Genomic DNA, 25,690 nt, shown 5'->3' with positions numbered 1-25,690 from the left:
ATGCCGGCATTGAAGCGAGATCGTCACGGTTTGCGCGCAGCAGCCATCGCGACAGGGATCTTCATCGCGTCGACGGCGTTCGCCCATGTGTTTCCGCAAAAGCAGTCACCGTCAGCGGGCGCCGAAGTCGTGGCGCCGGCAAGGGTGGCGATCGAGTTCGACGGCCCGCTTGAAGCCGCGTTCAGCTCGTTGAACGTCAGCAATTCGAATGGTCGACAAGTGAATACCGCGAAGGCCGAGGTCGATCCGAGCAACACGAAATCAATACATGTTCCGCTGCCGGTGTTACCGCCCGACACGTACACGGTGCATTGGGTCGCGGTCTCGTCGGACGGGCATCGCACGCACGGCGACTATTCGTTCAAAGTGAAGTAATGAACCGGGCGACGGCTTTCACATTGATCGTGGTGGCCGTCGTCGCTAACGTAGCGCGCGCGTGTGCCGTGGGGCCCCGCGCCCCGCCCAGCTGCCGCCGGTCGAGCCGTTAGGCAGTGGTTAGAGGTCTCCGCGCACTTCACCGGTCCCCAGCGCGCTGCGCCGCCGGTTGACTTCCGCCCAAAGCTCGTCGCTATCGTCATTGCGCAGCAGGACGATCCAGTCCAGTTGATCGTCGGTCACGTCGAAGTATTCCCGGATTTCCTGCCGAACCGCATCGACGAACTGCGCGTATTCCGGGGTTGCCTGAGCTTGCGCGTGCAACGCGTCGTATGCGGCGTCGTCCGCGCCGCCGCCCTGCTCGTCGATATAGCGCGAGATCCACTGGTCCAGTTCGCGGTCGTAATCGGCCTCGGCGCGCATCGCTTGCACAGCCGTGTAGAAATCCAGTTGGGCAAACGCGTCGATCGCCGCCGTTGTCGCCTCGTCGAATGTCGTAGTCATTGCATCTCTCATGGGGTTCATCGCAAATCTTCGCACGGGCTACGCCCGGGCTGTGCCGCGGATCCGGGCGGTGCAGCCAAAGCAATTTTCCCACGACTTCAGGCCGCTTCCCGATAACCACCGGAATCGGTACCATCCAGAGCTTGTAGGCCGGCCATGCGCCGGTCGCCGCTCCTCCCTTTTCGTCATGTCCCGCGAACCCTCACATTCCGCGCTGCTGTGGATCGTCGCCGCCGCATTCTTCATGCAGTCGCTCGACACGACGATCGTCAACACCGCGCTGCCGTCGATCGCGCAAAGTCTGCATGCGTCGCCGCTCGCGATGCAGCCGGTCGTGGTCGTCTACACGCTGACGATGGCGATGCTCACGCCGGCGTCCGGCTGGCTCGCCGACCGCTTCGGCACGCGCCGCGTATTTTCGCTCGCGATCCTGGTGTTCTCGCTCGCGTCCATTGGCTGCGCGGCGTCGCACACGCTCGGCCAGCTCGTCGTCGCGCGCGCGGTGCAGGGCATCGGCGGCTCGATGCTGCTGCCCATCGGGCGGCTCGCCGTGCTGCGCCGCGTGCCGGGCGAACAGTACGTCGCGGCGATCGCGTTCGTGTCGATCGCCGCGCAGCTCGGCCCGATCGTCGGCCCGACGCTCGGCGGCTGGCTCACGGAGGCGATTTCGTGGCACTGGGTGTTCATCGTCAACGTGCCGGTCGGCATGGTCGGCTTCATCGCGGTGCAGCGCTTCCTGCCGCACGGCCAGGCAACCCAGCCGCCGCCGTTCGACTTCATCGGCTGCGCGCTGCTGTCGGTCGCGATGATTGCGCTGTCGCTCGCGATCGATCCGCCGATGCCCGCGCACCGCACCGGCTGGGCAATTGCCCTCGCCGTGCTCGGCGTGGCGAGCGCGCTCGCGTACCTGCCGCATGCGCGCCGCCGCGCGCAGCCGCTGTTCCGGCTCGGGCTGTTCCGCGAGCCGAACTTCGGCTCGGGGCTGCTCGGCAACCTGCTGTGCCGCATCGGCACGAGCGCGGTGCCGTTCATGCTGCCGCTGCTGATGCAGGTGCAGCTTGGTTACACGCCGCTGCAGTCGGGGATGATGATGTTGCCGGCCGCGATCGCCGGCGTGATCGCGAAGCGCTGGATCGCGCCGCTCGCGAAACGCTTCGGCTATGCGACCTTCCTGGTCGTGAATACGGGGATCGTCGGCTGCGCGATCGCGGGGTTCGCGCTGGTGTCGGCGCGGCCCGCGCCGGCGCTGGAGATGGCGTTGCTGATCGTGTTCGGCGCGGCGAACTCGATGCAGTTCGCCGCGATGAACGCCGTGACGCTGAAGGGGCTGTCGCATGCCGACGCCGGCAGCGGCAACAGCCTGTTCACGATGATGCAGATGCTGGCGATGGGGCTCGGCGTGTCGATCGGCGGCGGGCTCGTGAACCTGTTCGCCGCGCGTTGGGGCTCGATGGCGAACGGCTTCATGCTGTCGTTCGTCTGCATGGGGGCGGTCACGCTGCTGTCGTCCGTCGTGTTCCGGCGCATCGACGCCGCGCCGCCGCCGCGCCCGGTCGCGCCCCGGCCGTCCGCGTAAGCGGCGCGGCGGGCCGGCCGCTGCCGTCAGTTCACCTGGCGGCGCTCGACGACCCGCTTGAGCACCCAGCGGATCGACGAACCATCGGCCGGCGGCTGCGCGACGCGATACTCGTCGACTTCCAGCACATATTGATAGCCGGGCTGGTACGCGAAGCCCTCGATGCCCGCGTACCACAGGCTCCACGGCTCGGACGGGCTGCTGCGGACCTGCAGGCAGTCCATCGGTGCGACGCCCGTGCAGCGCGCCGCCTGCGGCGCGACGTAGACGGTCTTGGTCACGGGCTGGCTATCGGCCGGACGAGCCGCGCGTGCATCCGTCGCAGCCGCGTCGGTCTGGCAGCCGGCGAGCAGCGTGGCGCCGGCAATCATGGCCGCGCCGAGCAGCGTTTGGGTCTTGCGAATCATCTGATGTCCTCGGAAGCGTTGGCGGGCCGATTAGACGAACGCTCCGCCGGGAAAGTTCACAAATCGCTTACAACCGGCGTACCGCCCCCCTCATTCGCAGGATGTCGCGCGTGCGCCGATGCGCTACCGTATTCCGGTGCAGGCCGCTGCGCGCCGCCGCCAGCGGCCCGGTCAGGTCCATGCACGCACCCGCACGCCCGGCGCACCGCGACCCGGCGGCTGCAACTGGAGACAACCCCGATGACCACGGCGCCCCCGGCCCTTCCCCCGAGCCTCGCCCAATCGAAACTGACGCTCGGGCAGTACGACGCACTGCTCGCGAAAATCTATGAAGGCCCGCTGGAGGACGTGCCGTGGGGCGGCGCACTCGAGCAGATCCGCGTGCACCTCGACGCGAACTACGTGACGATGATCCTGCGCTGGCCGGCCAGCGGCCACGCGGGGCTGATGATCAATGCGTCCGAGCACGGCGCGCCGCTGCCGGGCGTCGCATCGTACAACAACTATTACTACGCACTCGATCCGTTCGTGAACCTGCCGAGCGATCGCGTCGTCACCGTCGACGAGCTGCTCGGTGTCGGCGTGTGGCGCAGCAGCGCGATGTATCGCGAGTTTCTCGAGCCGTTCGACGTCGGGTACCTGATGGGCGCCGACCTGCGCACGGCCGACGGGATCGAATGCCGGTTCCGCGTGTGCCGCTCGCATCATGGCCGCGCGTTCTCGGTGGCCGACAAGGCCGTGTGCAACGCGCTGCTGCCGCACCTGAAGCGCGCGGTGCGGCTGCATGCGAAGTTCGGGATGGTCGAATCGGAGCGCACGCTGTATGCGAGCACGATCGACCGGATGCTCGTCGGCACCGCGATCCTCGACGAGCGCGGCGCGATCATGAAAACCAATTCCGTCGCGGACGAGATCTTCGCCGAATGCGACGGCCTGCGCGTACGCGCCGGCGCGCTGGAGGCATCGTATCCGCTGGAGGATCGCAAGCTGCAGAAGCTGATCCGGCAGGTGCTCGCGGAACGGCTGGGCGGCGCGCCGTCGGTCGCGCAGGCGATCGCGGTGCCACGCCCGTCCGGCAAGCCGCCGCTCGGCGTGCTGATCCGCACGGTGCCCCTCAGCGAATGGTCGGAGGACAATCCGCGCCGGCCCGCGTGCGCGATCTTCATCCGCGATGCGGAGCGCAAGTCGCAGGCGTCGCACGACATCGTGCGCAAGCTGTTCGACCTGACGCCGGCCGAGACCGCGCTGGCGCTCGCGCTCGTCAACGGCTCGACGCTCGAGGAAGCCGCCGACGAACTGGACATCAGCAAGAACACCGCGCGCTCGCATTTGCGGGCGATTTTCTCGAAGACGGGCGTCACGCGGCAGGCGACGCTCGTGCGGACGTTGCTGAACAGCGTGTTGTCGTTGGGGTGACGCATCGATCCGACCCGCCGTCGAATCCGCCTAGTCCGTTTCAACGTCGAAGCCCGCGCACGCGCGCCCTAACCTGTCGGTCTCTTAAACGCCGCAGGAGACAGGCATGGAAAGCTTCGCAGGAAAAGTCGCCGTCGTGACCGGCGCGGCCACCGGCATCGGACGCCAGGCCGCGCTGTGTTTCGCGCAGGCCGGCGCGCACGTCGCCTTGCTCGATACCGCCGTAGCCGCCGCCGAGGACACCGCGCACGCGATCGCACAGCTCGGCGCGAAGGCGATCGTGCTGCGAGCCGACGTCTCGATCGCCGACGATGTACGCGCCGCGCTTGACACGACGGTCGCCACCTTCGGCCGCATCGACGTCGCGTTCAACAACGCAGGCATCGCGCCGCGCGGCACACCCGTTGCCGAACTCGACGAAGGCGAATGGGACCGCACGATCGCGGTGAACCTGAAAGGCGTGTGGCTGTGCATGAAGCACGAATGCCGGCACATGCTGCAATCGGGCGGCGGCGCGATCGTCAATACGTCGTCGATCATGGGGCTCGTCAGCGGGCCGGGGCTGTCCGCGTATTCGGCGTCGAAAAGCGGCGTGATCGGCCTCACGCGTGCGGTCGCGATCGACTACGCGAGCCGCGGCATCCGCGTGAACGCTGTGTGCCCGGGCGGCATTGCGAACACGGCGATCACCGATCGTCCGGAGAACCGCGACGACATGGCCCGCCTGAAGCAGGCCACCCCGATGGCGCGGCTCGGCGAACCGCGCGACATCGCCGACACGGTGATGTGGCTGTGCTCGCCGGCCGCGCGCTTCGTCACCGGCCAGGCGCTCGCGGTCGACGGCGGCTTCACCGCGTGGTGATCGTGTATTACCATCGGCGCTTCCTCGACCGCTTCGTCGCGCCGCCCGCGCCCGCCCGGCCACCGGCAGGCCGCCCCCCGCTTTCGCATGACTTCACCCGTTCCGTCCGACGCCGCGCTGCGGCCGCAGCCGATCGATGCGCTGACCGTGCCGGCCGCGCTCGACGGACGCGCGGGCACCAACCGCTCGACCACCGCGCATCCGCAGATCGCCGCGACCCATGATCTCGATGCGGTGCGCGCGTGGCTCGCGCGCTTCGTCGATACGCCCACCACGTTCCAGAACTACCGCAAGGAAGCCGAGCGCCTGCTGCTGTGGGCCGTGATCGCGTGCGGCAAGCCGCTGTCGTCGCTCACGCACGAGGATCTCGTCGTCTACCGGCAATTCCTGCTCGCGCCTGAGCCCGCCGACATGTGGTGTGCGAACGGCGGCCGCAAGCATCCGCGCGGCGACCCGCGCTGGCGGCCGTTCTACGGGCCGCTGTCGGCGGCCAGCCAGCGGCAGGCGATGGTGATCCTGAACGTGATGTTCTCGTGGCTCGTGCAGGCCGGCTATCTGGCCGGCAATCCGCTCGCGCTGTCGCGCCAGCGGCAACGGCGGCCCGCGCCGCGCGTCACGCGCCATCTCGGGCTGCCGCTGTGGCAGGCGGTCAAGGATGCGATCGCCGCGATGCCGCGCGACGATGCGCGCGCCGCTTTCCATGCGGATCGCGCGCGCTGGGTGTTCACGCTGCTGTATCTCGGCGGCCTGCGCATCACGGAAGCCGCCGACACGACGATGGGGCATTTCTTCGCACGACGCGACGCGAACGGACGCGAGCGCTGGTGGCTCGACGTCACCGGCAAAGGCGGCCGCCAGCGGCTCGTGCCGGCCACCACCGAGATGATGGCCGAGCTCGCACGCTATCGGCGTGCACATGGCCTGCCTGCGCTGCCCGCGGACGGCGAACCTACCCCGCTCGTGCTGCCCGTCGGTCGCACGCGCAAGCCGCTCACGCGTGCCGCGCTGCATCGAATCGTGAAGCAGGTGTTCCGGTTCGCCGCCGACCGGTTGCGTGCGCAAGGCGCTACCGGCGAGGAACAGGCGCGCGTGCTCGAGCAGGCATCCGCGCACTGGCTGCGGCACAGTGCGGGCTCGCACATGGCCGACGGTCGCGTGGATCTACGGCTCGTGCGCGACAACCTCGGGCACGTGTCGCTGACGACGACCAGCCAGTATCTGCACGCGGACGACGACTGGCGGCACAGCGAAACCGACGAGAAGCATCGGATCGGGTGGTAGCCGCTCAGGTCGACACGCGGCGCGGTTCAATATGCGGGCGCGCCCTCGCGCTCCTCTGATGTTGAGCGCGCGGCGCGGCGGGGCCGTTCTCGTCAATACACGGCCACCCAATGCCCGGGAACCCACGCCCAGTGATTGCCGGCCCAGCGGTAATGTCCCTTCGCCCAGCGATAGCCGGGCGCAGGCGACGGCGGCGCAACCCCGCCCACCGGCGCGGGCGGCCACGGCCACGGCCGCGCATGCGCGTCGCTGCATCGGGTCCGCGTTTTGATGACCGTCTGTCACAAGCCGGCAAAACTGCGCTTCGACAATGCGTGACACCGGGATCCCGCTCGTTTCCGGCCGACGCCCCGGACGCGCTCACGCACGGCCGGGCGGTTCCGCATCTCGCGTGTCATTCACCGAAAATACGACCATGTCGAACCAGGACAACCTCCCCGCCGAATCGAACGAGCCGGCTGCCTCCGTGTCGCGCCGCGGCTTCCTGAAACTGGCCGGCGTCTCCGGCCTCGCCACCGCCACGGGCGGGCTCGCGGCCGCCCGTGCCGCCGCGTCGAACCCGGACGGCACGCCCGAGCAGGTGCACCTGACGTGGGGCAGCGACCCGGCGTCCGAAGTCGCGATCTCGTGGGCGTCGCTCGCGCCGGCCGTCAATCCGCGCGCGCGCATCGTCGCCGACGGCGAGCCGGCACGCACCGTGCACGGCGTGCAACGCCTCTACACCGACGGCCTGAACGGCGAGACCGTGTTCACGTACCATGCCCGCGTGCACGGCCTGAAGCCGAACACGCGCTACCGCTACGAACTCACGGCCGACAACGACAGCAACGCCGCGCAGCCGTTCGCCGCGACCTTCACGACCGCGCCGCGCGGGCGTGCGCCGTTCCGCTTCACGAGCTACGGCGACCTCGCGACGCCGAACGGCGCGTGGGTATTGTCGTCGCCGCAAAGCCGCTTCGCGGTGCAGGCCGTCGAGCAGTTCCAGCCGCTGTTCCACCTGCTGAACGGCGACCTCTGCTACGCGAACCTCAATCCCGCGCACCAGCCGGAAGTGTGGCGCGACTTCGGCAACAACAACCAGAGCTCGGCGGCGAACCGTCCGTGGATGCCGTGCCCGGGCAATCACGAGATCGAATTCAACAACGGTCCGCAGGGGCTCGACTCGTATCTCGCGCGCTATACGCTGCCCGAGAACGGCACGCGCTTTCCGGGCCGCTGGTACAGCTTCCGCGTGAGCTCGGTGCTGTTCATCTCGCTCGACGCCGACGACGTCGTGTACCAGGATGCCGCCGCATTCGTCGGCGGCCCCGCTCCGCTCGTGCCGGCCGCGAGCACCGGCCGCCCGCCGATCGAACCGGGCACGTCGTTCTACGTGCGCGGCTACAGCAACGGCGAGCAGACGCGCTGGCTCGAGCACACGCTGCGGCATGCGTCGCACGACGACGACATCGACTGGATCGTCGTGCAGATGCACCAGGACGCGCTGAGTTCGTCGAAGACGGGCAACGGCTCGGACAAGGGCATCCGCGAGGCGTGGCTGCCGCTGTTCGACCGCTACGGCGTCGACCTCGTGCTGTGCGGCCACGATCACGACTACGAGCGCAGCTATCCGGTGCGCGGCTGCAATCACCGCGCGGGCGTCGATGCATCGACCGGCGAAGTCGTCGAGACGCTGCAGCCGCGTCCGGTCGGCTCGACCGATCCGAACCGCACGACGTTCGACACGAGCCACGGCACGATCCACCTGATCCTCGGCGGCGGCGGCACCAGCGCGCCGCTCGACGTGTACGGCGAGAACCCGGCGACCGGCTATGCGCAGGCGAAGATCTTCACGAAGCCGAACCGGCCGGTGCCGGGCACCGCGCCGAACACGTTCGTGCGCAAGCCGGCCGATGCGCTGGAGGATGCGATCTGGTCCGCGCGCCGCGATACGGGCACCGGCTACGGGATCGCCGTGTTCGACCACGATCCGGGCCAGCCGGGCGGCCACACGACGATCACGATGCGCTACTACCATGCGCCGGGCGCGGATCAGCACCCGACCTCGCAGTACGAACTGTTCGAGACGATCGAGTTGAGCAAGAAGCGCGGCGAGCGCTGATGTGACGGCCGCCCGCGGCGCCGATTGCGCCGCGGGCGGCCGGTAGTGATTCACGCTGAACGACGACGGGCACGACGCACGCGATACGCGTCGCGGTCTAGCTGCGCGATTCGAGCGCGATACGCACGGCCAGTCCGGCCAGCACCGTCCCCATTACCCAGCGCTGCACCCGCGCCCACGCCGGCCGCTCGGCGAGAAACCCCGCGATCGAGCCGGCCATGCTCGCGATCAACGCGTTGACGCATACGCTCACCGCGATCTGCACGCAGCCCAGCGCCAGCGACTGCGCAAGCACGCTGCCGTGCCCCGGCGCAATGAATTGCGGCAGCAGCGACAGGTACATCACCGCGATCTTCGGATTCGCGAGGTTCGTGACGAAGCCCATCGTGAAAAGCTTCGCGCCGCTGTCGTGGGGCAATTGCCGGACCTGGAACGCCGAGCGCCCGCCCGGCTTGAGCGCCTGCCACGCGAGATACAGCAGGTACAGCGCGCCGGCGAAACGCAGCGCGTCGTACGCGTACGGCACGGTCAGCACCAGCGCGGTGATGCCGAATGCCGCGCAGAACATGTAGAACACGAAGCCCAGCGCGACGCCGCCGAGCGACACCAGCCCCGCGCGGCGACCCTGGCAGATCGAGCGGGAAACCAGGTAGATCATGTTGGGACCGGGCGTCAGCACCATGCCGAGCGACACGAGTCCGAAAGCGATCAGGGTAGGCATGGCCGGCACGGCGGTCTCCTTCAGGGCGATGAGGTCAGGGCAAGTGTCGACCAATGTATTGCATGTCGACGGCCATCAGCATGAATAAACTGCAAGTGGCCCATGCGCGCGCTTCATCACATCATCGCGGTGTCGCGTCGTTGCGCCGCCGACGCGCTACTTGCGCTTTTTCGCCCGCGCCTGAAGCGACCTTCCGGCCTTCGCGCGTTGCGCATCGACCAGGTTCACGAATGCGTCGGCCACCGCGTTGCCGCTCGCGTTCCACGACAGCCGCACGGAACGATGCAGCCTCGGCGACAACTCCAGCACGCGCCCGCCGAATCGCGTGTAGCTGAGCGTGATGCGCGGGACGATCGATACGCCCATCCCCGCCTCGGCCATCGCCAGGATGGTGCGCATCTCGACCACGTTGAATGCGGCGCGCAGCGACGCACCGTTGCGCGCGAAGTAGTCCGCGATGACGGGCCCGCACCCCGCCTTCGAGAAAATGAACGGCATCGCGGACAACAGCTTCGCCGACACGCTCTTGCGGCCGTCGAACATCCCGTCGGCCGCCACCGCGACGAAATCCTCGTCGAGCAACGGCAGATGGTGCGCGAAGGTCTTCGTGCCGGCGACCACGCCGACGTCGGCGGTGCCGTCCTCGAGCCATCCTTCGACTTCCGCGTCGGTGCCTTCGAGCAGCACCGCCGTCACGCCGTCGTGCGCCGCTTTCAACGCCTCGAGCGCGGGCACGACGAACGCCAGCGAGACGCTGGGCAGCGACGCCACCACCAGCCGCCCTTCGAGCTTGCCGCGCGACAGGCTGAATTGCTGGCGCAGCGTCTGCGCTTCCCGGACGACGTTCTGCACGTACGGCCACAGGCGTTCGCCGTCCGCGGTCAGGACGACCGGCTGGCGGTCGCGCAACAGCAGCTTGACGCCGGTGAGGTCCTCCAGTTCGGTCAACGCGTGGCTGATCGCGGATTGGCTGCGGCTGAGCCGGTCGGCCGCGGCCGTCAACGAGCCGAGCTCGACGACGGCCGCCAGGGCCTGCAACTGCGCAAGCGTCATCTCGCCTCCTTGTTGAGATCCATGTATTTCGCACATGATAGAGCGAAGCGACATGAATGATCTTCAAGCCAGCGAGCGACGCTCGACCGCGCACGGCATCCGGGACGATCCGGACCGACGCGATGCCCGGCACGCAATTCACGACCGTTCGAAACGATCGCGGAAAATTCCGCCAACCCGGTTCGGCCCCGTCCGCCCGCGCGCTCTGCCGCGATCCGCAAGACGCGTTAGACTGTTTCGATGGAACAATGCCGCTATTGCCAGAGAATCCGCGATGAATGGGATTGCCACGGGGACGAGTGCCGCCGGGCCATCTCGAAGGCACTGCGCCGGCAGCGCGCGGGCCTGCCGATGGTGCCCGATCGCATCCGCAACGAACTGCCTTCCGGCGCGCCGACCCAGCAGGTGATCGCGGTCCTGTCGCGCCAGCGCCTGCGGGCGCGCCGCGGCAACGAGGAACGCCGCGAGCGCAAGGAGATCGATGACGCCGACGGCGTCTGATCCTGCCACGCCCCAACCCGCCGTAGGTCCCGGCCGCCGCCGGCCGTTCGCTGGTGCGCGCCGCACCGCCGTTCCCTCCCGTCGTCCAGTTACAGCTCATGCAACGCCGAATGGGGACGGATCCGTTTTGCGTCGAAATTATTACCCCAGCCGCAATAATCTTTCGCTCGAATCCACGTTTACCCTAGGCTCACCGAAGCCTACGATGTGATCAATCGCTCACGACATGGTGTCGCCGGCGAAGTCAATAGAACATCGGAGGTCATCATGAAATCGCTCGTTTCCGCAGTCGTCGCCGCTGTCGCCCTGTCCGCTTCGTTCGGCGCATTCGCCCAAAGCACCGTGACCCGCGCCCAAGTGCGCAACGAACTCGTCCAGCTCGAAAAGGCCGGCTACACCCCGAGCCAGTCGAGTCCGTACTACCCGGCCGACATCCAGGCCGCGCAGGAGCGCGTGCACGCCGGTGACGCGAGCGGCTACGGCGCACAGCCGGCCCCGGTCGTCCAGGGCGGCGCGCCGGCGGTCAAGGTGCGGAACGCTCGCGACTCGGTCTATTTCGGCCACTGAGCCCGGCGCTGCGCGCGTCGCGCGCAGTCCGTGCAGATTGCGACGAGCCCGTCCCGCGACGGGCTCGTCGCGTTTCCGGCGCCGGCATCAGCGATGGATCGTCATCGATCGCCGGCCGCCGCCAGCCGGCCCGGGGCATCGCCGATGCCACCGCCCAGCAGTTCCTGGTAACGCACGCACGCGCACTGCGCGGACGCCTTCGCCGCATACATCGCCGCGTCGGCCTTCACCAGCAATTCCTCGGCCGACGCGCCGTCGGCCGGATATTCGCTGACGCCGATGCTCGCACCGACGGCCAGTTGCCGGTCGCCGAACTCGAGTTCCTCGGCCATCACGATCTGGATGCGCGACGCGATATCGCCGATCACCGCCGGCGATCGCACGTCCGCGATCAGCACGATGAATTCGTCGCCGCCGAGCCGGGCCGCCATGTCGCCGCCGCGCAGCACGAGGCTCAGCCGTTTCGCGACCGCGACGAGCGTGCGGTCGCCGGCCGCGTGCCCGTGCTGGTCGTTGATCTGCTTGAAGCGGTCGAGATCGACGAACATCACCGCGAGCCCCTCGTGCACCGCGGCCGCATGCCGGATCGCGGCATCGAGATGCTCCATGAACAACAGGCGGTTCGGCAGCCCGGTGAGCGGGTCGTGACCGGCGAGGTGCGCGAGTTCCAGCTGCTTCGCGCGCAGCATTGCGACCTGCGTGCGAATCTCGACGCGCATGCTGTCGAAGCAGCGCGCCAGCACGCCGATCTCGTCGGCCCGCGCGACCGGCAGCCGTTCGGCGGCCGGATCGTCGAACACGTGGGTCGCGGCGCTCGCGAGCATCTGCAACGGCCGCGTGATCGCGCGTGCAAACAGGATCGCGAGAATCACCGCCGCCAGGCTCATCAGGAACACCATCCGGATGATCCGCCCACCGAGCACGCCGGCCGGCGTCAGCACGTCCGCGAGCGGCCGCGCCATGCCGAGCACGACGAAGCGGTTGCCCTCGTGATTGCCGAACGGCGTGCGCACGAACGCGAACATCTGGGCGGGCACATCGTCGAGCAGCACGGGACCGTTGATCGTCACGTTCGTGCGCGTGCCGACGAACAGCAGCCGCGTGTCGGGAAAGCTGTCCTGCATCAGCACGCGCCGCCCGCGATCGAAGCCGAACGTCTGCGAAGGATCGGGATGCACGAGAAAATCGCCCCACTCGTTCGCGAGGAACACCGCGTAGTCGGGCGGCAGATCGCGCTCGAGACGGTCGAACACGCGCGACAGCTCGACGTCGACGATCAGCGCGCCGACGACCTGGCCGCCCATGTCGACGACCGGCGTGCCCACACGCAGGATCGGCACTCCTTCGGCCGCATGCGAACCCGTCTCGTGATTGATCGCGATCGGCGACAGGTAGATGTGACCGGGTGCCGTCGCGAGCGTATCGAATACGTAGGAAAACTGCCCTTTCTCCTGGAACGCCTGCTCCGGCAGCACGACGATGCCGCGCGAGTCGCGATCGACACGGATCCGTTCGAGCCCGAAATGGTCGCTTGCGATCAGCCGGATCTGCAGGTACTCGGGGTGATTGCGCATGAAGCTGTAATACACCTGCTCGAGCCGCGTGCGCGTCGGGCGATCGATGTCGTCGCTGCCCGCGACGAGCGACGACGACGGCAACTGCGCGAGCACGAGCGCATCGTCGGCCACGTCCGCCAGCGCGGTCGTGAAACGCTGGCCGAGCAAGTGCGTCGACATCAGCAGGCTGTGCTGCGCCTCCTGCGCGAGCATCGTCCGGTTCGCGCGATACGTGTAGTAGCCGGTCGAGCCGGATGCGATCACGCCGATGCAGGCAAACAGCACGGACAACTTCGACGTGAGCCCGAGCCTGATCATTTTTCGAATCGCTCCGGCCGGTCGCCCGACACGATGCGGCTCCACAGCGACTCGCGCCGCGCGATGTCCTCGACCGGCTGGATCCACACGAGGTGCTGATGGCCGGCCTCGAGGCCGCGCGGCGCTTCGAGCGTGTTCGCGAGCCCCTGGCGTTCGGTCAGCAGCGCGCCGATCGCCGGTTCGAGCATGTAGTTGATCCACGCGAACGCGAGTTCGCGATGTTCGGTGCCGCGCGTGACGCCCCAGCAGTCGAGCCACGCGAGCGCGCCTTCGTCCGGAATCACGTAGCCGACGTCCGCACCGGCACGACGCAATTGTTCGACCTGCTGCGTGCCGTAGTTGCCGAACATCAGCGCGGCGCGGTGCTGGACGAACAGCGCGGTCGCTTCTTCCGGGAGCGTGTAATACGTGAGCAGGTTGCGTCGCAGGTCGATCAGCTTGTGCGCGACGGCAAGCGTCTGCGCGGGCGACAGGCGGAACGGATCGGGGTAGCCGAGCGCGAGCGCGGTGAACGAAAAGTTATGCTGCGCACTGTTGAAGTCGAGCACCTTGCCGCGGTAGCGCGGATTCCAGAGTTCGAGCATCGAGTGCGGCGCGGCCGGCACCTGCGAGCGATCGTAGATCAGGCCCATCGACGAATACGTGAACGGAATCGCGTAGGTGGCGCCGTCGTGCACGAGCCCGCCGATGGTCGCGAGTTGCTGGAAGTTCGGCAGTTGCCGCCGCCGGTTCGGGATCCGCGACAGATCGATCGGCGTGAGCAGACTGTCGCGTGCATAGCGCTGGATCTCCGCCGTGTTGGCCGCGAGCACGTCATACGGCGGCGGCGAAGCGCTGTGCATCCGCGCCCATAACGCTTCGTCGGAATCGACGAAGGTCACTTCGACGCGCACATGAAATTGCGTCTCAAATGCGTTGACGACGTCGTTGTCCGCATAGCCCGGCCACGCGAGGATACGCAGCACGCTGTCGCCGGCAGTCTCGGGAGAAGCGGCACACGCCGACAGGCTCGGCAAGCCGAGCGTCAAGATGACGAACAGTCGGCATACGGCTCGGCGTGCACGTCGATACGCGCCGATTCCACTGAACAATCGGTCCCCGCCCGAATTCCCCGTATGCATTCGACTGTCCTTTTTCGAGTCGATGCTTGAACGTGCAACAAGACCATAAAAAATTTCGCCGCGCAATTGGAACAAGCCGCACGCACACCGGGTTCGCGGAATGCTCCACGCGACACGTGTGCGCGCATTCGATTGCGTGTCGTCGCACGCACACGAACACCGCGGCACGAACGGAGAATGATCAGTTGAAAGCGGTCGCGCGACGGATGTGCACGCGTGGCATCGCGCGCACGGTTTGCATCGCGCGACATGATTGGCGTGAAGATCCGTCGTGCTTTCCTTTTCCGGCCCCGCGTCGGACAATGAGCCGCGCCCGCCCGCGCGGCGCCGCATCGGCCCTACGCGTGGCGGCAACGTGTTCACCCGCGCCGATGAAACGCTACGAGACCCTCGCCCATACGATCGCCGACGAAATCCGCAACGGCAACCTCGCGGTCGGCACACGCCTGCCGTCGCTGCGGCAGATCATCGCGCAGCACGGCGTGAGCCAGTCGACGGTATTTCGCGCGTACTACCTGCTCGAACAGTGGGGGTTGCTACGCGCACGCGAGCGTTCCGGCTATTACGTCGCACCGGGGGCGGCCCCGGCGGCGACGGCCACGCCCGCGACACGCCGCGCGAGCCGTGTCGGCCCCACCCGCAAGGTCGACATCAGCGATCTCGTGTTCTCGGTGCTCGACGCCGCGACACAGCCCGGCATCGTGCCGCTCGGTTCCGCGTTCCCGGCGCCGCAACTGTTTCCGCTGCCGCGGCTCGCGAAGTCGCTCGCGCAGGCGACGCGACTCGTCAGCCCGTGGAGCACGGTCGTCGACCTGCCGCCCGGCAACGAGGCGCTGCGCCAGCAGATCGCGCGGCGCTATCTCGCGACCGGCGTCGCGCAGCCCGTCGACGAGATCGTCGTCACGAACGGCGCGCTCGAAGCGCTCAACCTGTGCCTGATGGCGGTCACGCGGCCCGGCGACGTGGTCGCGGTCGAATCGCCCGGCTTCTACGCGGCGCTGCAGGCGATCGAGCGGCTCGACCTGCGGGCGGTCGAGATTCCCGTCGATCCGCGCACGGGCCTCGATCTCGAGGCGCTCGCGAACGCGCTCGAGCGGCACGACATCCGCGCGTGCTGGTTCATGACCAATTTCCAGAATCCGACCGGCGTCACGCTGTCGCTCGACAAGAAGCGCGCGCTGGTGGAGCTGCTCGCCGCGCGCGACGTGCCGCTGATCGAGGACGACGTGTACGGCGAGCTGCATTTCGGCCCCGACTACCCGCTGCCCGCGCGCGCATTCGACCGGCACGGTCTCGTGATGCACTGCAGTTCGTTCTCGAAGACGCTCGCGCCCGGCTACCGGATCGGTTGGGTCGCCGCCGGCCGGTTCGCCGAGAAGGTGCAGCGGCTCAAGCTGATGACCACGCTGTCCGCGAGCGTTCCCGCGCAGGCCGGCATCGCGAACTATCTCGAACACGGCGGCTACGACCGTCACCTGCGCAAGTTGCGCGGCGCACTGCAGTCGCAGCTCGCCCGCATGGACGACGCGCTGCGGCGCTGGCTGCCGGCCGGTGTCGAGTGGGTGCGGCCGGACGGCGGGTATTTCCTGTGGCTGGCGTTTCCCGATGCGATCGACGCGATGGAACTGCACCGCCAGGCGATCGCGCGCGGCATCAGCTTCGCGCCCGGGCCGCTGTTCTCGGCCGCGCACGGCTTCGAACGCTGCGTGCGCGTGAACTTCGGCCATCCATGGAGCCGCGACATCGAACGCGCGATCCGCGTGCTCGGCGAACTGGTCGCCGAGCCGGCCGTACGCAAGGCCGGTTGAGCCGCGTGCGAGCCGCCGCCGTGCAGCCGACGCGCGCGCGGGTTACAGTGCAAGCCCGTTCGCTCCTTCGTCCGATTCCCGTCTCATGAGCGCATTGCCCTTCCTCGATCACGCCGCGCTGCTGAAGCTCACCGCCGAAGCGGCCGGCATCACGCAATCCTGCACCTGCACGAAGACGCCGCTGGCCGGCTGGACCAGCCTGCCGCTGTCGCTGCAGGACCCGCAGCTCGTCGAAGTGGCGACGCTCGCGCCGCCGGACGACCCCGAACCGACCTACGACGAATACCATCCGGCCGGCACGCGCTACTGGTCCGACGACGCGCCGATCGCGCCGCGCCATTTCCCGTACAACCGCTGCAATGTCGGCCGCTGCGTGTCGTGCGGCCGTCTGTTCCTGCGCTACCAGGAAGGCGGCGGCTACTTCATCGACCAGCGGATCCGCGCGCTCGACCCGGCACTGATCGTCGACGCCGGCGCGTAAGCCCGCACGCCAAGCGAAACCAAGCGAAACCAAACGAAACGGGCGGCCCGCAGGCCGCCCGTCCGATGAATCGCAAGCGCCGCGCCCGTCGCGAAGCGGGCGCCGGCGTTCAGCGCGCCGCTACCGGCTTGCCGAACGCGCCGAGGATCTTCTTCTCGAGCGCGATGTAGTCGTGACCGAAGTGGTGGTCACCGCCCGTCTTGATCACGTCGGCGCCGGTGTTCGCGAGCGCCGGACACATCGTGTCCTTCTCTTCCGCGCCGTAGAAACACTGCACGAGTTTCGGCGGCACCTTCGCGATTTCCGGCGCGACCTTCAGCGCGTTGTCGCTCGCCGGCATCCCGAGCCAGCCCGTCACGCGGATCTGGAAATCCGCCGACGGTGCGAAGCCGAGCAGCGCCATCACCGACACCTTGTCGCGCAGGTCGGCCGGCAGCCGGTTGTACGCGAACGGCATCACGTCGGCGCCGAACGAGTAGCCGACCAGCGCGACGCGGTTCGCATGCCAGCGCGCCGTGTACGTGCGCATCACGCGCGCCAGGTCGCGGCTCACCTGTGCGGGCGGCTTCTCGCTCCAGAAGTAGCGCAGGCTGTCGATGCCGACCACCGACACGCCGTCGCGCTGCAGCGCCTCGGCGATCGTCTTGTCGAGATCGCGCCAGCCGCCGTCGCCCGAGATCACGATCGCGAGGCGGTCGCTGCCGCCCTTGGCCGGCAGCTCGACGAGCGGCAGGTCCGACACGTCGAGCTCGTCGCTGCTGCTGGTGTCATGCAGGTGCGACGTGACGAGCGACACGAGCTTCGCGGTGTCGCCGGCCGCGGCCGTTTCGACGAAGCCCGGCATCGCGCGACGCACGATCGTCGGATCGGGCGGGCACGGCTTGAAGCGCGCATCGAGCTTCGCCGCCGGATCGACGGATACGACGCCGGCGATGGTGTTCTCCGGCGCCATCGACAGGATCTGCTTCGCGATCGCGCCGCCCTGGCCCACGCCCGCGACGATCGGCGTGTAATAGCGCGCCGATTGCGCGAGGCGTTCGAGCTGATGGCTGACCGCTTCCGCGTCGCCATCGAGGTGGTGACAGGTTTCCTGCTTCGCGGCGAGGTTCGCCGCATAGCGCTCCGAATCCACGCCGACCGTCATCGCGCCCGCCTTCGCGAGTGCGTCGGCGGCCTGCTGGTCGGCCGCGCCCCAGCCGCGTTCGCGCGAGAACAGCACGACGAAGCCGCGCAGCGGCCCGCCCGGTTTCGTCACCGTCACCGGGCCGTAGCGGCCGCCCGACACGGTTTCCGGTTTCGCCACCGCCGGCTGCGCCGCGAACGCGGTGCCGGCCAGCATCATTCCCGCACAGGCGACTGCCGCCTGCGCGATACCCTTCTTCAACGTCATGAACGCCGACCTCCAGCCAGCAGGGACAGATCCGCGAGCGTGACGAACACGCCGACCGAGCCCGAGGCCGCGAGATAACGCGGCTCCCAGTGCGGCTCGAACTTGCTCTTGAATGCACGCAAGCCACGGAAGTTGTAGAAGCGGCCGCCGAAGCGCCAGACCATCAGGCCGAGCCGGTGGAACGGCGACGGCATCTTCGCCGCCCCCATCCCCGAGAACGGCGCGATGCCCAGGCTCAGCTTGCGGAACCCCGCTTCCTTCAGATGCAGCGCGAGCTGCGTAAACAGATACTCCATCGCATACGGCGACGCTTCCGGCAGATGCCGCATCACGCCGACGGTCGCCTCGGTGTTGAGGTCGGTCGTCATGAACGTGACGAACGCGATCGGCTTGTCGGCCTGGCGCACCAGCATCACCGACTGCGTCGCCAGATAGCCGTCGTGGAACGCGGCCACCGAGAAGCTCTTCTCGCGCGCGTCGCGGCTGTCGAGCCAGCCGTCCGAGATGTCGCGCAGCGCGGGCAGCGCGGCCGGCACGTCGGACGGCGCGATCACTTCGACTGTCAGCGCGTCCTTGTCGCCGCGGCGCAGCGCGTAGCGCAGGTGCGACCGGTTGGAACCCTTCAGGTCGAACCGGTCGAGCGCGATGTGCGCTTCCTCGCCGAGCTTCATCAGCGTGAGCCCCGCGTCGAGATACAGCGGCAGCGCGTTCGCGCGCACCTGGTAGAACGCCGCGCGGCCGCTGTGCGCGTGCGCGAGCGCGATGAACTTGCTGATCAGCGCCGGCCATTCCTCACGCGGCCCGACCGGGTCGTGCAGCGCGGCCCACGTGCGGCCGTTTTTCGCGTACATCAGGAACGCGCGGCGCGATTCGGAAAACAGGAACGACTTGTCGCCCATCAGCGCCAGGCCCGCGTCGCTGCATTCCTGCGCGCGGATGATCTGTTCCGCGTCGAGCAGGTCCTGCTCGACGGGCTTCACGAACCGGCCGGGCGCCGGGCGCAGCAGTTGCCACAGCGCGAACATCGCGACGAACACGCCGGCCGCCAGCGTCGCGCGCAGCGCGCGCGGCGCGCGCTCGTCGAACGCGAAATGCGACCACAGATCGCGCGTGTACGGCACGTCGCGGAACGCGAAGCACAGCACCCACACGGCGAGCACGAGCACCATCGTCACCGACACGAACCAGCTCACCGTGAAACGCTCGGCAAGCAGCGACGAATGCCGGTTGAAGCGGCGGCGGCTGACGAGCAGCAGCACCAGCAGCGTGCCGAGCACGCCGGCCTCGACGAACGCGAGGCCCTTCGCGAGCGACAGCGCGAGGCTCGCGAGCGTCAGCGCGAAGGTCATCCACCATGCGCCGTCCAGCCGGCGCAGCAGCCCGCGCGCGACGAACAGCAGCGCGACGCCGAGCACGCTGCAGATCACCTGCGAGCCTTCGAGCACCCACAGCGGCACGATGTTGCGCAGGATCGCGATCCGGTGCCAGAACGCGGGCGTCGCGCTCGAGATCACCAGCATCCCGCCGACCGCGAAGGTCACGAGGCTCAGGAACAGCGGCGCGAGCAGCGACACGCGCGCGGCCTGCCGCGTCACGAGCCGGCGGCGCAGCGCGCGCCCTTCGAAACCGGCCAGCAGGCCTGCCGACAGCACGAGCGGCACGCCGAAGTAGATCGCGCGATAGGCGATCAGCGCGGCGACCATCGCGTGTGCGGGCACTTCGCGGCCGAGCGTGAATACCATCGCGGCCTCGAACACGCCGATCCCGCCCGGCGTATGGCCGATCATCCCGAGCAGCAGCGCGGCCGCGTACACGGTGATGAAGGTCGGGAAGCCGACGGGCGCTGCCGGCAGCAGCACCCACAGCGTCAGGCCGGCGGCCACGACGTCGAGCACCGCGTATACGACCTGTGCGACGAGGTCGCGCCGCGCCGGCACGTCGAACGAAAGCCATTTGAAGCGCGTGACGACCGGCCGCGCGGTGTTGCCGCACAGCACGACCATCGCTGCCAGCACGACGAGCAGCGCGGCGCCGCTCCACGCGAGCACGCCGGGCGCGACGTGAAGCATCGCGGCGAGCGTCTGCGGCACGCAGACCATGCCGACCGCCGTCATCAGCACCAGCGCGAGCGCCAGCGTGCCGCTGGTGAATACGGTCATCCGGCCGATCTGCGCGGGCGTGACGCCCGACACGCCGTACACGCGGGCGCGCACCGCGCCGCCCGTCAGCGCGCCGAAGCCGGTCGCGTTACCGAGCGCGGAGCCGGCGATCGCGCCGGTCCACAGCGCGGCGCGCGGCACTTTCGCGGCGACGTAGCGCAGGCCGACCGCATCGCGCGCGACGAGCGCGAGATAGCTGAGCGCCGTCGCGGCCAGCGACGCGCCCCATTCGCCGACGGACATGTGGCGCAGTTGGCGGATCACCGACCGGTAGTCGACGGATTCGGACAGGTGCTGGAAAACCACGATCAGCAGCAGGCCGATGCCGAGCGCGAGCAGCGGCGACAGTACGCGCTCATTGCGGATCAGCGTCGACACACGGGCGATCGCCGCCGCGGCACGGCCGGGCGGACCAGGGTGGCGGGAAGACATAGATGGTTCAGTGGTGGTGCATAGCATGTCGCGGCGCGGGAGGCCGGGCGGCGACAAATCTGGTTGTTCTGCGTGGGCGGCCGGCCTGGAACGGCGGCAGGCGGCGCCTGGGTCAGAACTTACGATTATACGGAACTTATATTACAAAATCTTGCAGGCTGGCTTTGTGCGGTTTTGTAGGCCGCGTGAATGAATGGCGCGTCGAAGCCACCGGCAAAATCATGCGGAAGGTGCGCATCATACCGGGAACGGAAGCGGTTTTCCCATCGGATGAATGACGAACTGCGGATTCGGGAAAAATCCTCCCGGCTGGCCCGCGCACGCGAGCGCAAAACCGCGACCGGACGCCGGTTTCGGGGAATGGGGACAGGTCTCCATGCCGGCAGCCCGGGCCGCCGGCGGTTCGGCTCGCCGGGCTGACACGGCGGCCGGCAAGCGGGGCGCGGTCGCGACGAGTCGCGTCATGTCGCCTCATGTCGCGCCGCACGCACTCAGTACACGTCGCGCATGTAGCGCCGCGCCTTCGAGAGCTTCGCGACGTAGTCGTTTGCGGCTTCGTCCGACATGCCGCCGTGCTCGGCGACGACCGCCTTCAGCGCGGTGTCGACGTCCTTCGCCATTCGCGCGGCGTCGCCGCACACGTAGAAGTGCGCGCCCTCTTCCAGCCACCTGTACAGCTCGGCGCCCTGCTCGCGCATCCGGTCCTGCACGTAGATCTTGTCGGCCTGGTCGCGCGAGAACGCGAGATCGAGCCGCGTCAGGAAGCCGCTGTCGCGCATCGCGGTGAGTTCGTCGCCGTAGTAGAAATCGGTCTGCGCATGCTGCTCGCCGAAGAACAGCCAGTTGCGTCCGCGCGCGCCGCGCGCCTGCCGCTCGTGCAGGAAGCCGCGGAACGGCGCGACGCCGGTGCCCGGCCCGACCATCACGACCGGCACGTCGCCGTTCACCGGCGGCCGGAAATGCGCGGATTTCTGCACGAACACCGGCACGCGGCCGTCGTCCGCACGATCGGCGAGGAACGTCGACGCGACGCCTTTGCGCGCGCGCCGGCCGTTGTGATAGCGCACCGTCGACACCGTCAGGTGAATCTCGCCCTGATGCGCGCTCGGGCTCGACGCGATCGAATACAGGCGCGGCTGCATGCGCTTGAGCATCGACACCAGCTCCGTGCCCGACAGCTCGACCGGAAACTCGTGCAGCACGTCCGCAAGCTGTTGCCCCCACAACCACTGCCTCAGGTCGGCCTTGCGCTCGTCGCCGAGCAGCGCCTTCAGCGCGCCGTTCGCGCTGCGCGACGCGATGAATGCCAGCGTGTCGGGATGCGGACGCGTGATGTCGAAGTGGCGTGCCAGCGCATCGCCGAGCCGCACGTCGCCGATGCCCGCGACCGACACCGGCGTGTCGGCCTTCAGCGCGGTGACCGACAGCAACTCGTCAACGAGTTCCGGACAGTTGGTCGGCCACACGCCGAGCGCGTCGCCGGCTTCGTATTCGAGGTTCGCGCCCTCGGTCGACAGCGACACGTAGCGCGTGTCCTTCGCGGCGCCCGGCCGGTTGAGCCGCAGGTTCGCGACGAGCTTCGACGGCGCCGGATGCGCCTTGCTCGGCAGCAGCCCCGACGCGGTCATGCCGGTGGACGGCACCGCGTGCAGCGCCGCATCGGCTTCCTTGATCCGCGCGACCACGCGTTCGAGCCACTGGTCGGCATCGCGCTGGAATTCGACGTCGCAATCGACGCGCGCACAGAGGCGTGCCGCGCCGAGTTCCGCAAGTCGCGCATCGAGCCGGCGGCCGTGGCCGCAGAACTGGTCGTAGTTGCGGTCGCCGAACGCGAGCACCGCGAAGTGCACGCCTTCCAGACGCGCGGCGCTGCCTGCCTGCAGCGCATCCCAGAACTCGCTGCCGTTGTCGGGCGCATCGCCGTCGCCGAACGTGCTCGTCATCAGCAGCACGTATTGCGCGCCGGCCAGCGACGCGACCGGGTAGTCGGACATGCACGCGGTGCGGATGTCGAAGCCCGCGTTCATCAGCTGGGTCGCGTAGTCCTCGGTCAGCGATTCGATGTTGCCGGTCTGCGAGGCCCACAGCAGCGTGACCTTCGGCCGCGCGCGCACGATCCGCACGCCGCCGGGCGCGGCGGCCTCGGCCGGCAGCGCGGGCGCGGCGCCCTGGGCTGCGTGCGCGGGCAGCGAGCGGCTGAACAGCCCCGCAAGCATCCCGTCGAGCCAGAACCGGACCGGCGGCGTGAGCGGCGCGCCGGCCGGCAGCACCGGCACGCCGCCTTCGCGCCGGCCGGCGCTCGCCTTCAGCCCGCTGACGAGGCCGGCCACGTACAGGCGCTCCGCCTCGGAAAGCGACGGCGGCGCGAGATCGGCCACGCCGAGCGCGGCCGCGAAAGTGTCGAGGTCTGCCATGTCGGATTCCTGTGAGGCCGCGATCGGCACCGTTGCCGGCGCAGGTCGCGCGTCGGCAGCGGATGCGTCGGAGCGCGCGGCATCGGCTGCGTCGTCGGCGGACGCGAACGCATCCGTGTCGACCCGCGTCAGCGCGACCGCGCAATATTTCAGTTCGGGTTGCTGCGATTCCGCGTCGATCGCGTCGCTCGTCACCGCGTTGATGCACAGGTCGTCGCCGTACACGTCGTTCCAGTGCATCGGCGCGAAGCAGTTGCCGCGCTGCACGCGCTCGGTCACGACGGCCGGCAGCACCGCGCGGCCGCGCGCCGAGCGAATCTCGACGCTGTCCTTGGCCGCAATGCCGAGCGCGCTCGCGTCGTCCGGATGCAGTTCGACGAACGGGCGCGGGTTCAGCTTGTTCAGCATCGCGACCTTGCCCGTCTTCGTCATCGTGTGCCATTGATGCTGCAGCCGGCCGGTGTTCAGCACGATCGGGAACGTGTCGTCGGGCAACTCGGCCGGTGCGACGTGCTGCCGCGCGAAGAAGCGCGCCTTGCCCGACGGCGTCGGGAACGCGAGCCGCGGCGCGTCATGCCCGTCGGCTGCCGCGCGCGGCGTCTGGCTCACGCCGTCGTTCAGGTAGCGGATCGGGTGCCGCTCACGCGCGGTGCCCGGCGCGACCGGCCATTGCACCGGGCCGTCGCGCAGCGCCGCGTGGCTCGCGCCGCGCAGGTCGTAGCCGGTCGCCGGATTCGAGAAGCGCACGATCTCGTCGAACACGTCGGCCGCCGACGCATAGTCGAACGCAGCGCCGAAGCCCATCGCGCGCGCGACTTCCGCGATGATGCGCCAGTCGGGCAGCGCATCGCCGGGCGGCGCGATCGCCGCGCGCATCAGCGTCATGTTGCGCTCGGAGTTGGTCATCACGCCTTCGCCCTCGGCCCACAGCGCGCCGGGCAGCAGGATGTCCGCGTAGCGGTTGGTCTCGGTGTCGAGGAACGCGTCCTGCGCGATCACGAGTTCCGCGGCCTGCAGCCCGGCGATCACGTTCTGCCGGTTCGGCACGGTCGCGACTGGATTGGTGCAGACGATCCAGCACGCCTTGATGCCGCCGGCCGCCATCCGCTCGAACAGGTCGACCGTGCCGTTGCCGGTGTCCTCGCGCAGCGTGCCGGCCGGCACGCGCCACAGGTTCTCGACGAAGCGCCGGTCGTCGTCGGACGCCACCGAGCGCTGGCCCGGCAGACCCGCGCCCATGTACCCCATCTCGCGCCCGCCCATCGCGTTCGGCTGGCCGGTCAGCGAGAACGGGCCGCTCCCGGTACGGCAGATCTTCCCCGTCGCGAGATGCAGGTTGCAGATCGCGTTGGTGTTCCACACGCCGTGCGTGCTCTGGTTGAGCCCCATCGTCCAGCAGCTCATCCATTCCTGCGCGTCGCCGATCCATTGCGCGGCCGTACGGAGGTCGGCTTCCGCGAGCCCCGTGATGTCGGCCACGCGCTCGGGCGTGTAGTCGGCGAGGAACGCCGGCATCGCGTCCCAGCCTTCGGTGTGCGCGTCGATGAACGCGGCGTCGGTGCGGCCGTTCGCGTGCAGCAGGTGCAACAGCCCGTTGGTCAGCGCGAGATCGGTGCCCGGCCGGATCTGCAGGAACAGGTCGGCCTTGTCGGCGGTGCCGGTGCGGCGCGGATCGACCACGATCAGCTTCGCGCCGGCCTTCACGCGATCCATCATCCGCAGGAACAGGATCGGGTGGCAGTCGGCCATGTTCGCGCCGATCACGAAGAACAAGTTCGCGCGATCGAAGTCCTGGTACGACCCGGGCGGGCCGTCCGCGCCGAGCGACTGCTTGTAGCCGGTGCTCGCGCTCGCCATGCACAAGCGCGAATTCGACTCGATGTTGTTGGTGCCGACGAAGCCCTTCGCGAGCTTGTTCACGAGGTATTGCGCCTCGATCGACATCTGCCCCGACACGTAGAACGACAGCGCGTCGGGCCCGTGCGCGTCGAGCACCGCGCGCAGTCGCCGCGCGCTCTCGGCGATCGCGTCGCGTGCCGGCAGCGGCACGAGGTCCGCTTCTCTGGCGCGCCGCACGAATGCGCGATCGAGCCGCCCGGAACGGCGCAGCGCGACGTGCGCCGACGAGCCCTTCGTGCACAGCCGCCCGAGGTTGGTCGGATGGTCGGAGTCGCCGGACACCTTGACGACCTCGCCGTCCTCGACGTGCAGCACCATCCCGCAGCCGACGCCGCAGTACGGGCACACGCTCTTGACGGGGGTAGCGGTCATGCGTGTTCCTCGATGGTCAGGCGGCGATCCACACGAATCCGTCCTCGACCCGCGACGGATACGCGCTCACCGATTGCTCGGGCGCTTCGAGGCATTCGCCGGTCCGCAGGTCGAAATGCTGCTTGTACAGCGGCGACGCGACGACGACACGCTCGCCGAGGCTGCCGATCAGCCCGCGCGACATCACGGCCGCCCGCGACACCGGGTCGACGTTGTCGATCGCGAACACGCCGCCTGCTTCGGCATGCGCGACGTGAAACACGGCGACCTGCTCGCCGTTGACGAGCGCGCACACGCCGGTGTTCGGCACGATGTCGTCGAGCGGGCACACGCGGGTCCAGGACAGCGGAAGACGATCGTTCATGATGGGCTCCTT

The 25,690-nt window shown here is 68.8% G+C and carries 20 protein-coding genes and 1 pseudogene; 10 read left to right on the top strand and 11 right to left on the bottom strand.

Going from position 1 to position 25,690, the window contains the following annotated elements; all coding sequences use genetic code 11:
• The gene (locus C7H84_RS02990) at positions 1-375 is read left to right on the top strand and encodes a copper resistance protein CopC (RefSeq protein ID WP_121857340.1); all 375 of its coding nucleotides are present in this window, start codon (positions 1-3) and stop codon (positions 373-375) included.
• 120 nt (positions 376-495) lie between these two features.
• Here C7H84_RS02990 and C7H84_RS02985 read toward each other — a convergent pair whose 3' ends face one another.
• Positions 496-879 (bottom strand): ATP-dependent protease, encoded by a 384-nt coding sequence (locus C7H84_RS02985; RefSeq protein WP_121857339.1) that lies wholly within the window; start codon positions 877-879, stop codon positions 496-498.
• Between the two features lie 187 nt (positions 880-1,066).
• Between C7H84_RS02985 and C7H84_RS02980 the strand changes: the two genes are divergently transcribed.
• Complete coding sequence (locus C7H84_RS02980) at positions 1,067-2,455, top strand: DHA2 family efflux MFS transporter permease subunit (protein WP_121857338.1); 1,389 nt, start codon at positions 1,067-1,069, stop codon at positions 2,453-2,455.
• Between the two features lie 26 nt (positions 2,456-2,481).
• Here C7H84_RS02980 and C7H84_RS02975 read toward each other — a convergent pair whose 3' ends face one another.
• Positions 2,482-2,862, bottom strand: coding sequence for a DUF4377 domain-containing protein (locus tag C7H84_RS02975; RefSeq protein ID WP_121857337.1), 381 nt, complete (start codon positions 2,860-2,862; stop codon positions 2,482-2,484).
• Between the two features lie 240 nt (positions 2,863-3,102).
• Here C7H84_RS02975 and C7H84_RS02970 point away from each other — a divergent pair, with 240 nt between their 5' ends.
• The 3 genes from C7H84_RS02970 to C7H84_RS02960 all read left to right on the top strand — a co-directional run bounded on the left by C7H84_RS02970 (position 3,103) and on the right by C7H84_RS02960 (position 6,421).
• Positions 3,103-4,278, top strand: a complete 1,176-nt coding sequence (locus C7H84_RS02970; protein ID WP_121857336.1) for a helix-turn-helix transcriptional regulator — start codon at positions 3,103-3,105, stop codon at positions 4,276-4,278.
• A 106-nt stretch (positions 4,279-4,384) separates the two neighbouring features.
• Entirely contained in the window at positions 4,385-5,140 is a 756-nt protein-coding gene (locus C7H84_RS02965; RefSeq protein ID WP_121857335.1) for a glucose 1-dehydrogenase, read from the top strand.
• Positions 5,141-5,227: 87 nt separating this feature from the next.
• Positions 5,228-6,421 (top strand): tyrosine-type recombinase/integrase, encoded by a 1,194-nt coding sequence (locus tag C7H84_RS02960; RefSeq protein WP_121857334.1) that lies wholly within the window; start codon positions 5,228-5,230, stop codon positions 6,419-6,421.
• Between the two features lie 92 nt (positions 6,422-6,513).
• Here the strand turns inward: C7H84_RS02960 and C7H84_RS02955 are convergent.
• Positions 6,514-6,660: pseudogene (locus C7H84_RS02955) on the bottom strand (hypothetical protein); the annotation flags it as partial.
• Between the two features lie 176 nt (positions 6,661-6,836).
• Here C7H84_RS02955 and C7H84_RS02945 point away from each other — a divergent pair.
• Positions 6,837-8,522: a metallophosphoesterase family protein gene (locus tag C7H84_RS02945; RefSeq protein WP_121857331.1), complete on the top strand. Its 1,686-nt coding sequence runs from the start codon at positions 6,837-6,839 to the stop codon at positions 8,520-8,522.
• Positions 8,523-8,619: 97 nt separating this feature from the next.
• Here the strand turns inward: C7H84_RS02945 and C7H84_RS02940 are convergent, their stop codons facing one another.
• Both C7H84_RS02940 and C7H84_RS02935 read right to left on the bottom strand, forming a co-directional pair.
• A complete protein-coding gene (locus tag C7H84_RS02940; RefSeq protein WP_121857330.1) occupies positions 8,620-9,252 on the bottom strand; it encodes a LysE family translocator in 633 nt (210 codons plus the stop codon).
• A gap of 147 nt (positions 9,253-9,399) precedes the next feature.
• On the bottom strand, positions 9,400-10,296 hold the full coding sequence (locus tag C7H84_RS02935; protein WP_121857329.1) for a LysR family transcriptional regulator: 897 nt from the start codon (positions 10,294-10,296) through the stop codon (positions 9,400-9,402).
• Positions 10,297-10,536: 240 nt separating this feature from the next.
• Between C7H84_RS02935 and C7H84_RS02930 the strand changes: the two genes are divergently transcribed.
• Together C7H84_RS02930 and C7H84_RS02925 are read left to right on the top strand one after the other, a co-directional pair.
• Positions 10,537-10,797 (top strand): hypothetical protein, encoded by a 261-nt coding sequence (locus tag C7H84_RS02930; protein ID WP_121857328.1) that lies wholly within the window; start codon positions 10,537-10,539, stop codon positions 10,795-10,797.
• A gap of 267 nt (positions 10,798-11,064) precedes the next feature.
• Entirely contained in the window at positions 11,065-11,364 is a 300-nt protein-coding gene (locus tag C7H84_RS02925) for a DUF4148 domain-containing protein (protein WP_121857327.1), read from the top strand.
• A gap of 101 nt (positions 11,365-11,465) precedes the next feature.
• On the opposite strand, the gene C7H84_RS02920 is transcribed toward C7H84_RS02925, so the two are convergent.
• Together C7H84_RS02920 and C7H84_RS02915 are read right to left on the bottom strand one after the other, a co-directional pair.
• Positions 11,466-13,238 (bottom strand): sensor domain-containing diguanylate cyclase, encoded by a 1,773-nt coding sequence (locus C7H84_RS02920; RefSeq protein WP_121857326.1) that lies wholly within the window; start codon positions 13,236-13,238, stop codon positions 11,466-11,468.
• On the bottom strand, positions 13,235-14,359 hold the full coding sequence (locus C7H84_RS02915; protein ID WP_121857325.1) for an extracellular solute-binding protein: 1,125 nt from the start codon (positions 14,357-14,359) through the stop codon (positions 13,235-13,237). Before C7H84_RS02915 ends, C7H84_RS02920 begins: the two co-directional genes overlap by 4 nt.
• A gap of 371 nt (positions 14,360-14,730) precedes the next feature.
• Here C7H84_RS02915 and C7H84_RS02910 point away from each other — a divergent pair, with 371 nt between their 5' ends.
• Together C7H84_RS02910 and C7H84_RS02905 are read left to right on the top strand one after the other, a co-directional pair.
• Entirely contained in the window at positions 14,731-16,167 is a 1,437-nt protein-coding gene (locus tag C7H84_RS02910; RefSeq protein WP_121857324.1) for a PLP-dependent aminotransferase family protein, read from the top strand.
• Positions 16,168-16,252: 85 nt separating this feature from the next.
• Positions 16,253-16,648 carry a hypothetical protein gene (locus tag C7H84_RS02905; RefSeq protein ID WP_121857323.1) on the top strand — a complete coding sequence of 132 codons (396 nt, stop codon included), beginning with the start codon at positions 16,253-16,255 and terminating at the stop codon, positions 16,646-16,648.
• Positions 16,649-16,757: 109 nt separating this feature from the next.
• Here the strand turns inward: C7H84_RS02905 and C7H84_RS02900 are convergent, their stop codons facing one another.
• From C7H84_RS02900 to nirD, 4 genes are all read right to left on the bottom strand, one after another.
• Positions 16,758-18,038 (bottom strand): AcvB/VirJ family lysyl-phosphatidylglycerol hydrolase, encoded by a 1,281-nt coding sequence (locus C7H84_RS02900; RefSeq protein ID WP_121857322.1) that lies wholly within the window; start codon positions 18,036-18,038, stop codon positions 16,758-16,760.
• Positions 18,035-20,629 carry a bifunctional lysylphosphatidylglycerol flippase/synthetase MprF gene (mprF, locus tag C7H84_RS02895; protein WP_121857321.1) on the bottom strand — a complete coding sequence of 865 codons (2,595 nt, stop codon included), beginning with the start codon at positions 20,627-20,629 and terminating at the stop codon, positions 18,035-18,037. The genes C7H84_RS02900 and mprF overlap by 4 nt, the downstream gene beginning before the upstream one ends.
• Before the next feature lie 491 nt (positions 20,630-21,120).
• Entirely contained in the window at positions 21,121-25,314 is a 4,194-nt protein-coding gene (locus C7H84_RS02890) for a bifunctional nitrate reductase/sulfite reductase flavoprotein subunit alpha (RefSeq protein WP_121857320.1), read from the bottom strand.
• 16 nt (positions 25,315-25,330) lie between these two features.
• Entirely contained in the window at positions 25,331-25,678 is a 348-nt protein-coding gene (nirD, locus tag C7H84_RS02885) for a nitrite reductase small subunit NirD (protein ID WP_121857319.1), read from the bottom strand.
• Between the last annotated feature and the right edge of the window lie 12 nt (positions 25,679-25,690).

Source organism: Burkholderia sp. Nafp2/4-1b, assembly GCF_003635165.1.
Classification (GTDB): domain Bacteria; phylum Pseudomonadota; class Gammaproteobacteria; order Burkholderiales; family Burkholderiaceae; genus Burkholderia.
The sequence above is the reverse complement of the archived record's forward strand: the minus strand, read 5'-3'. Positions and strand labels throughout refer to the sequence as shown.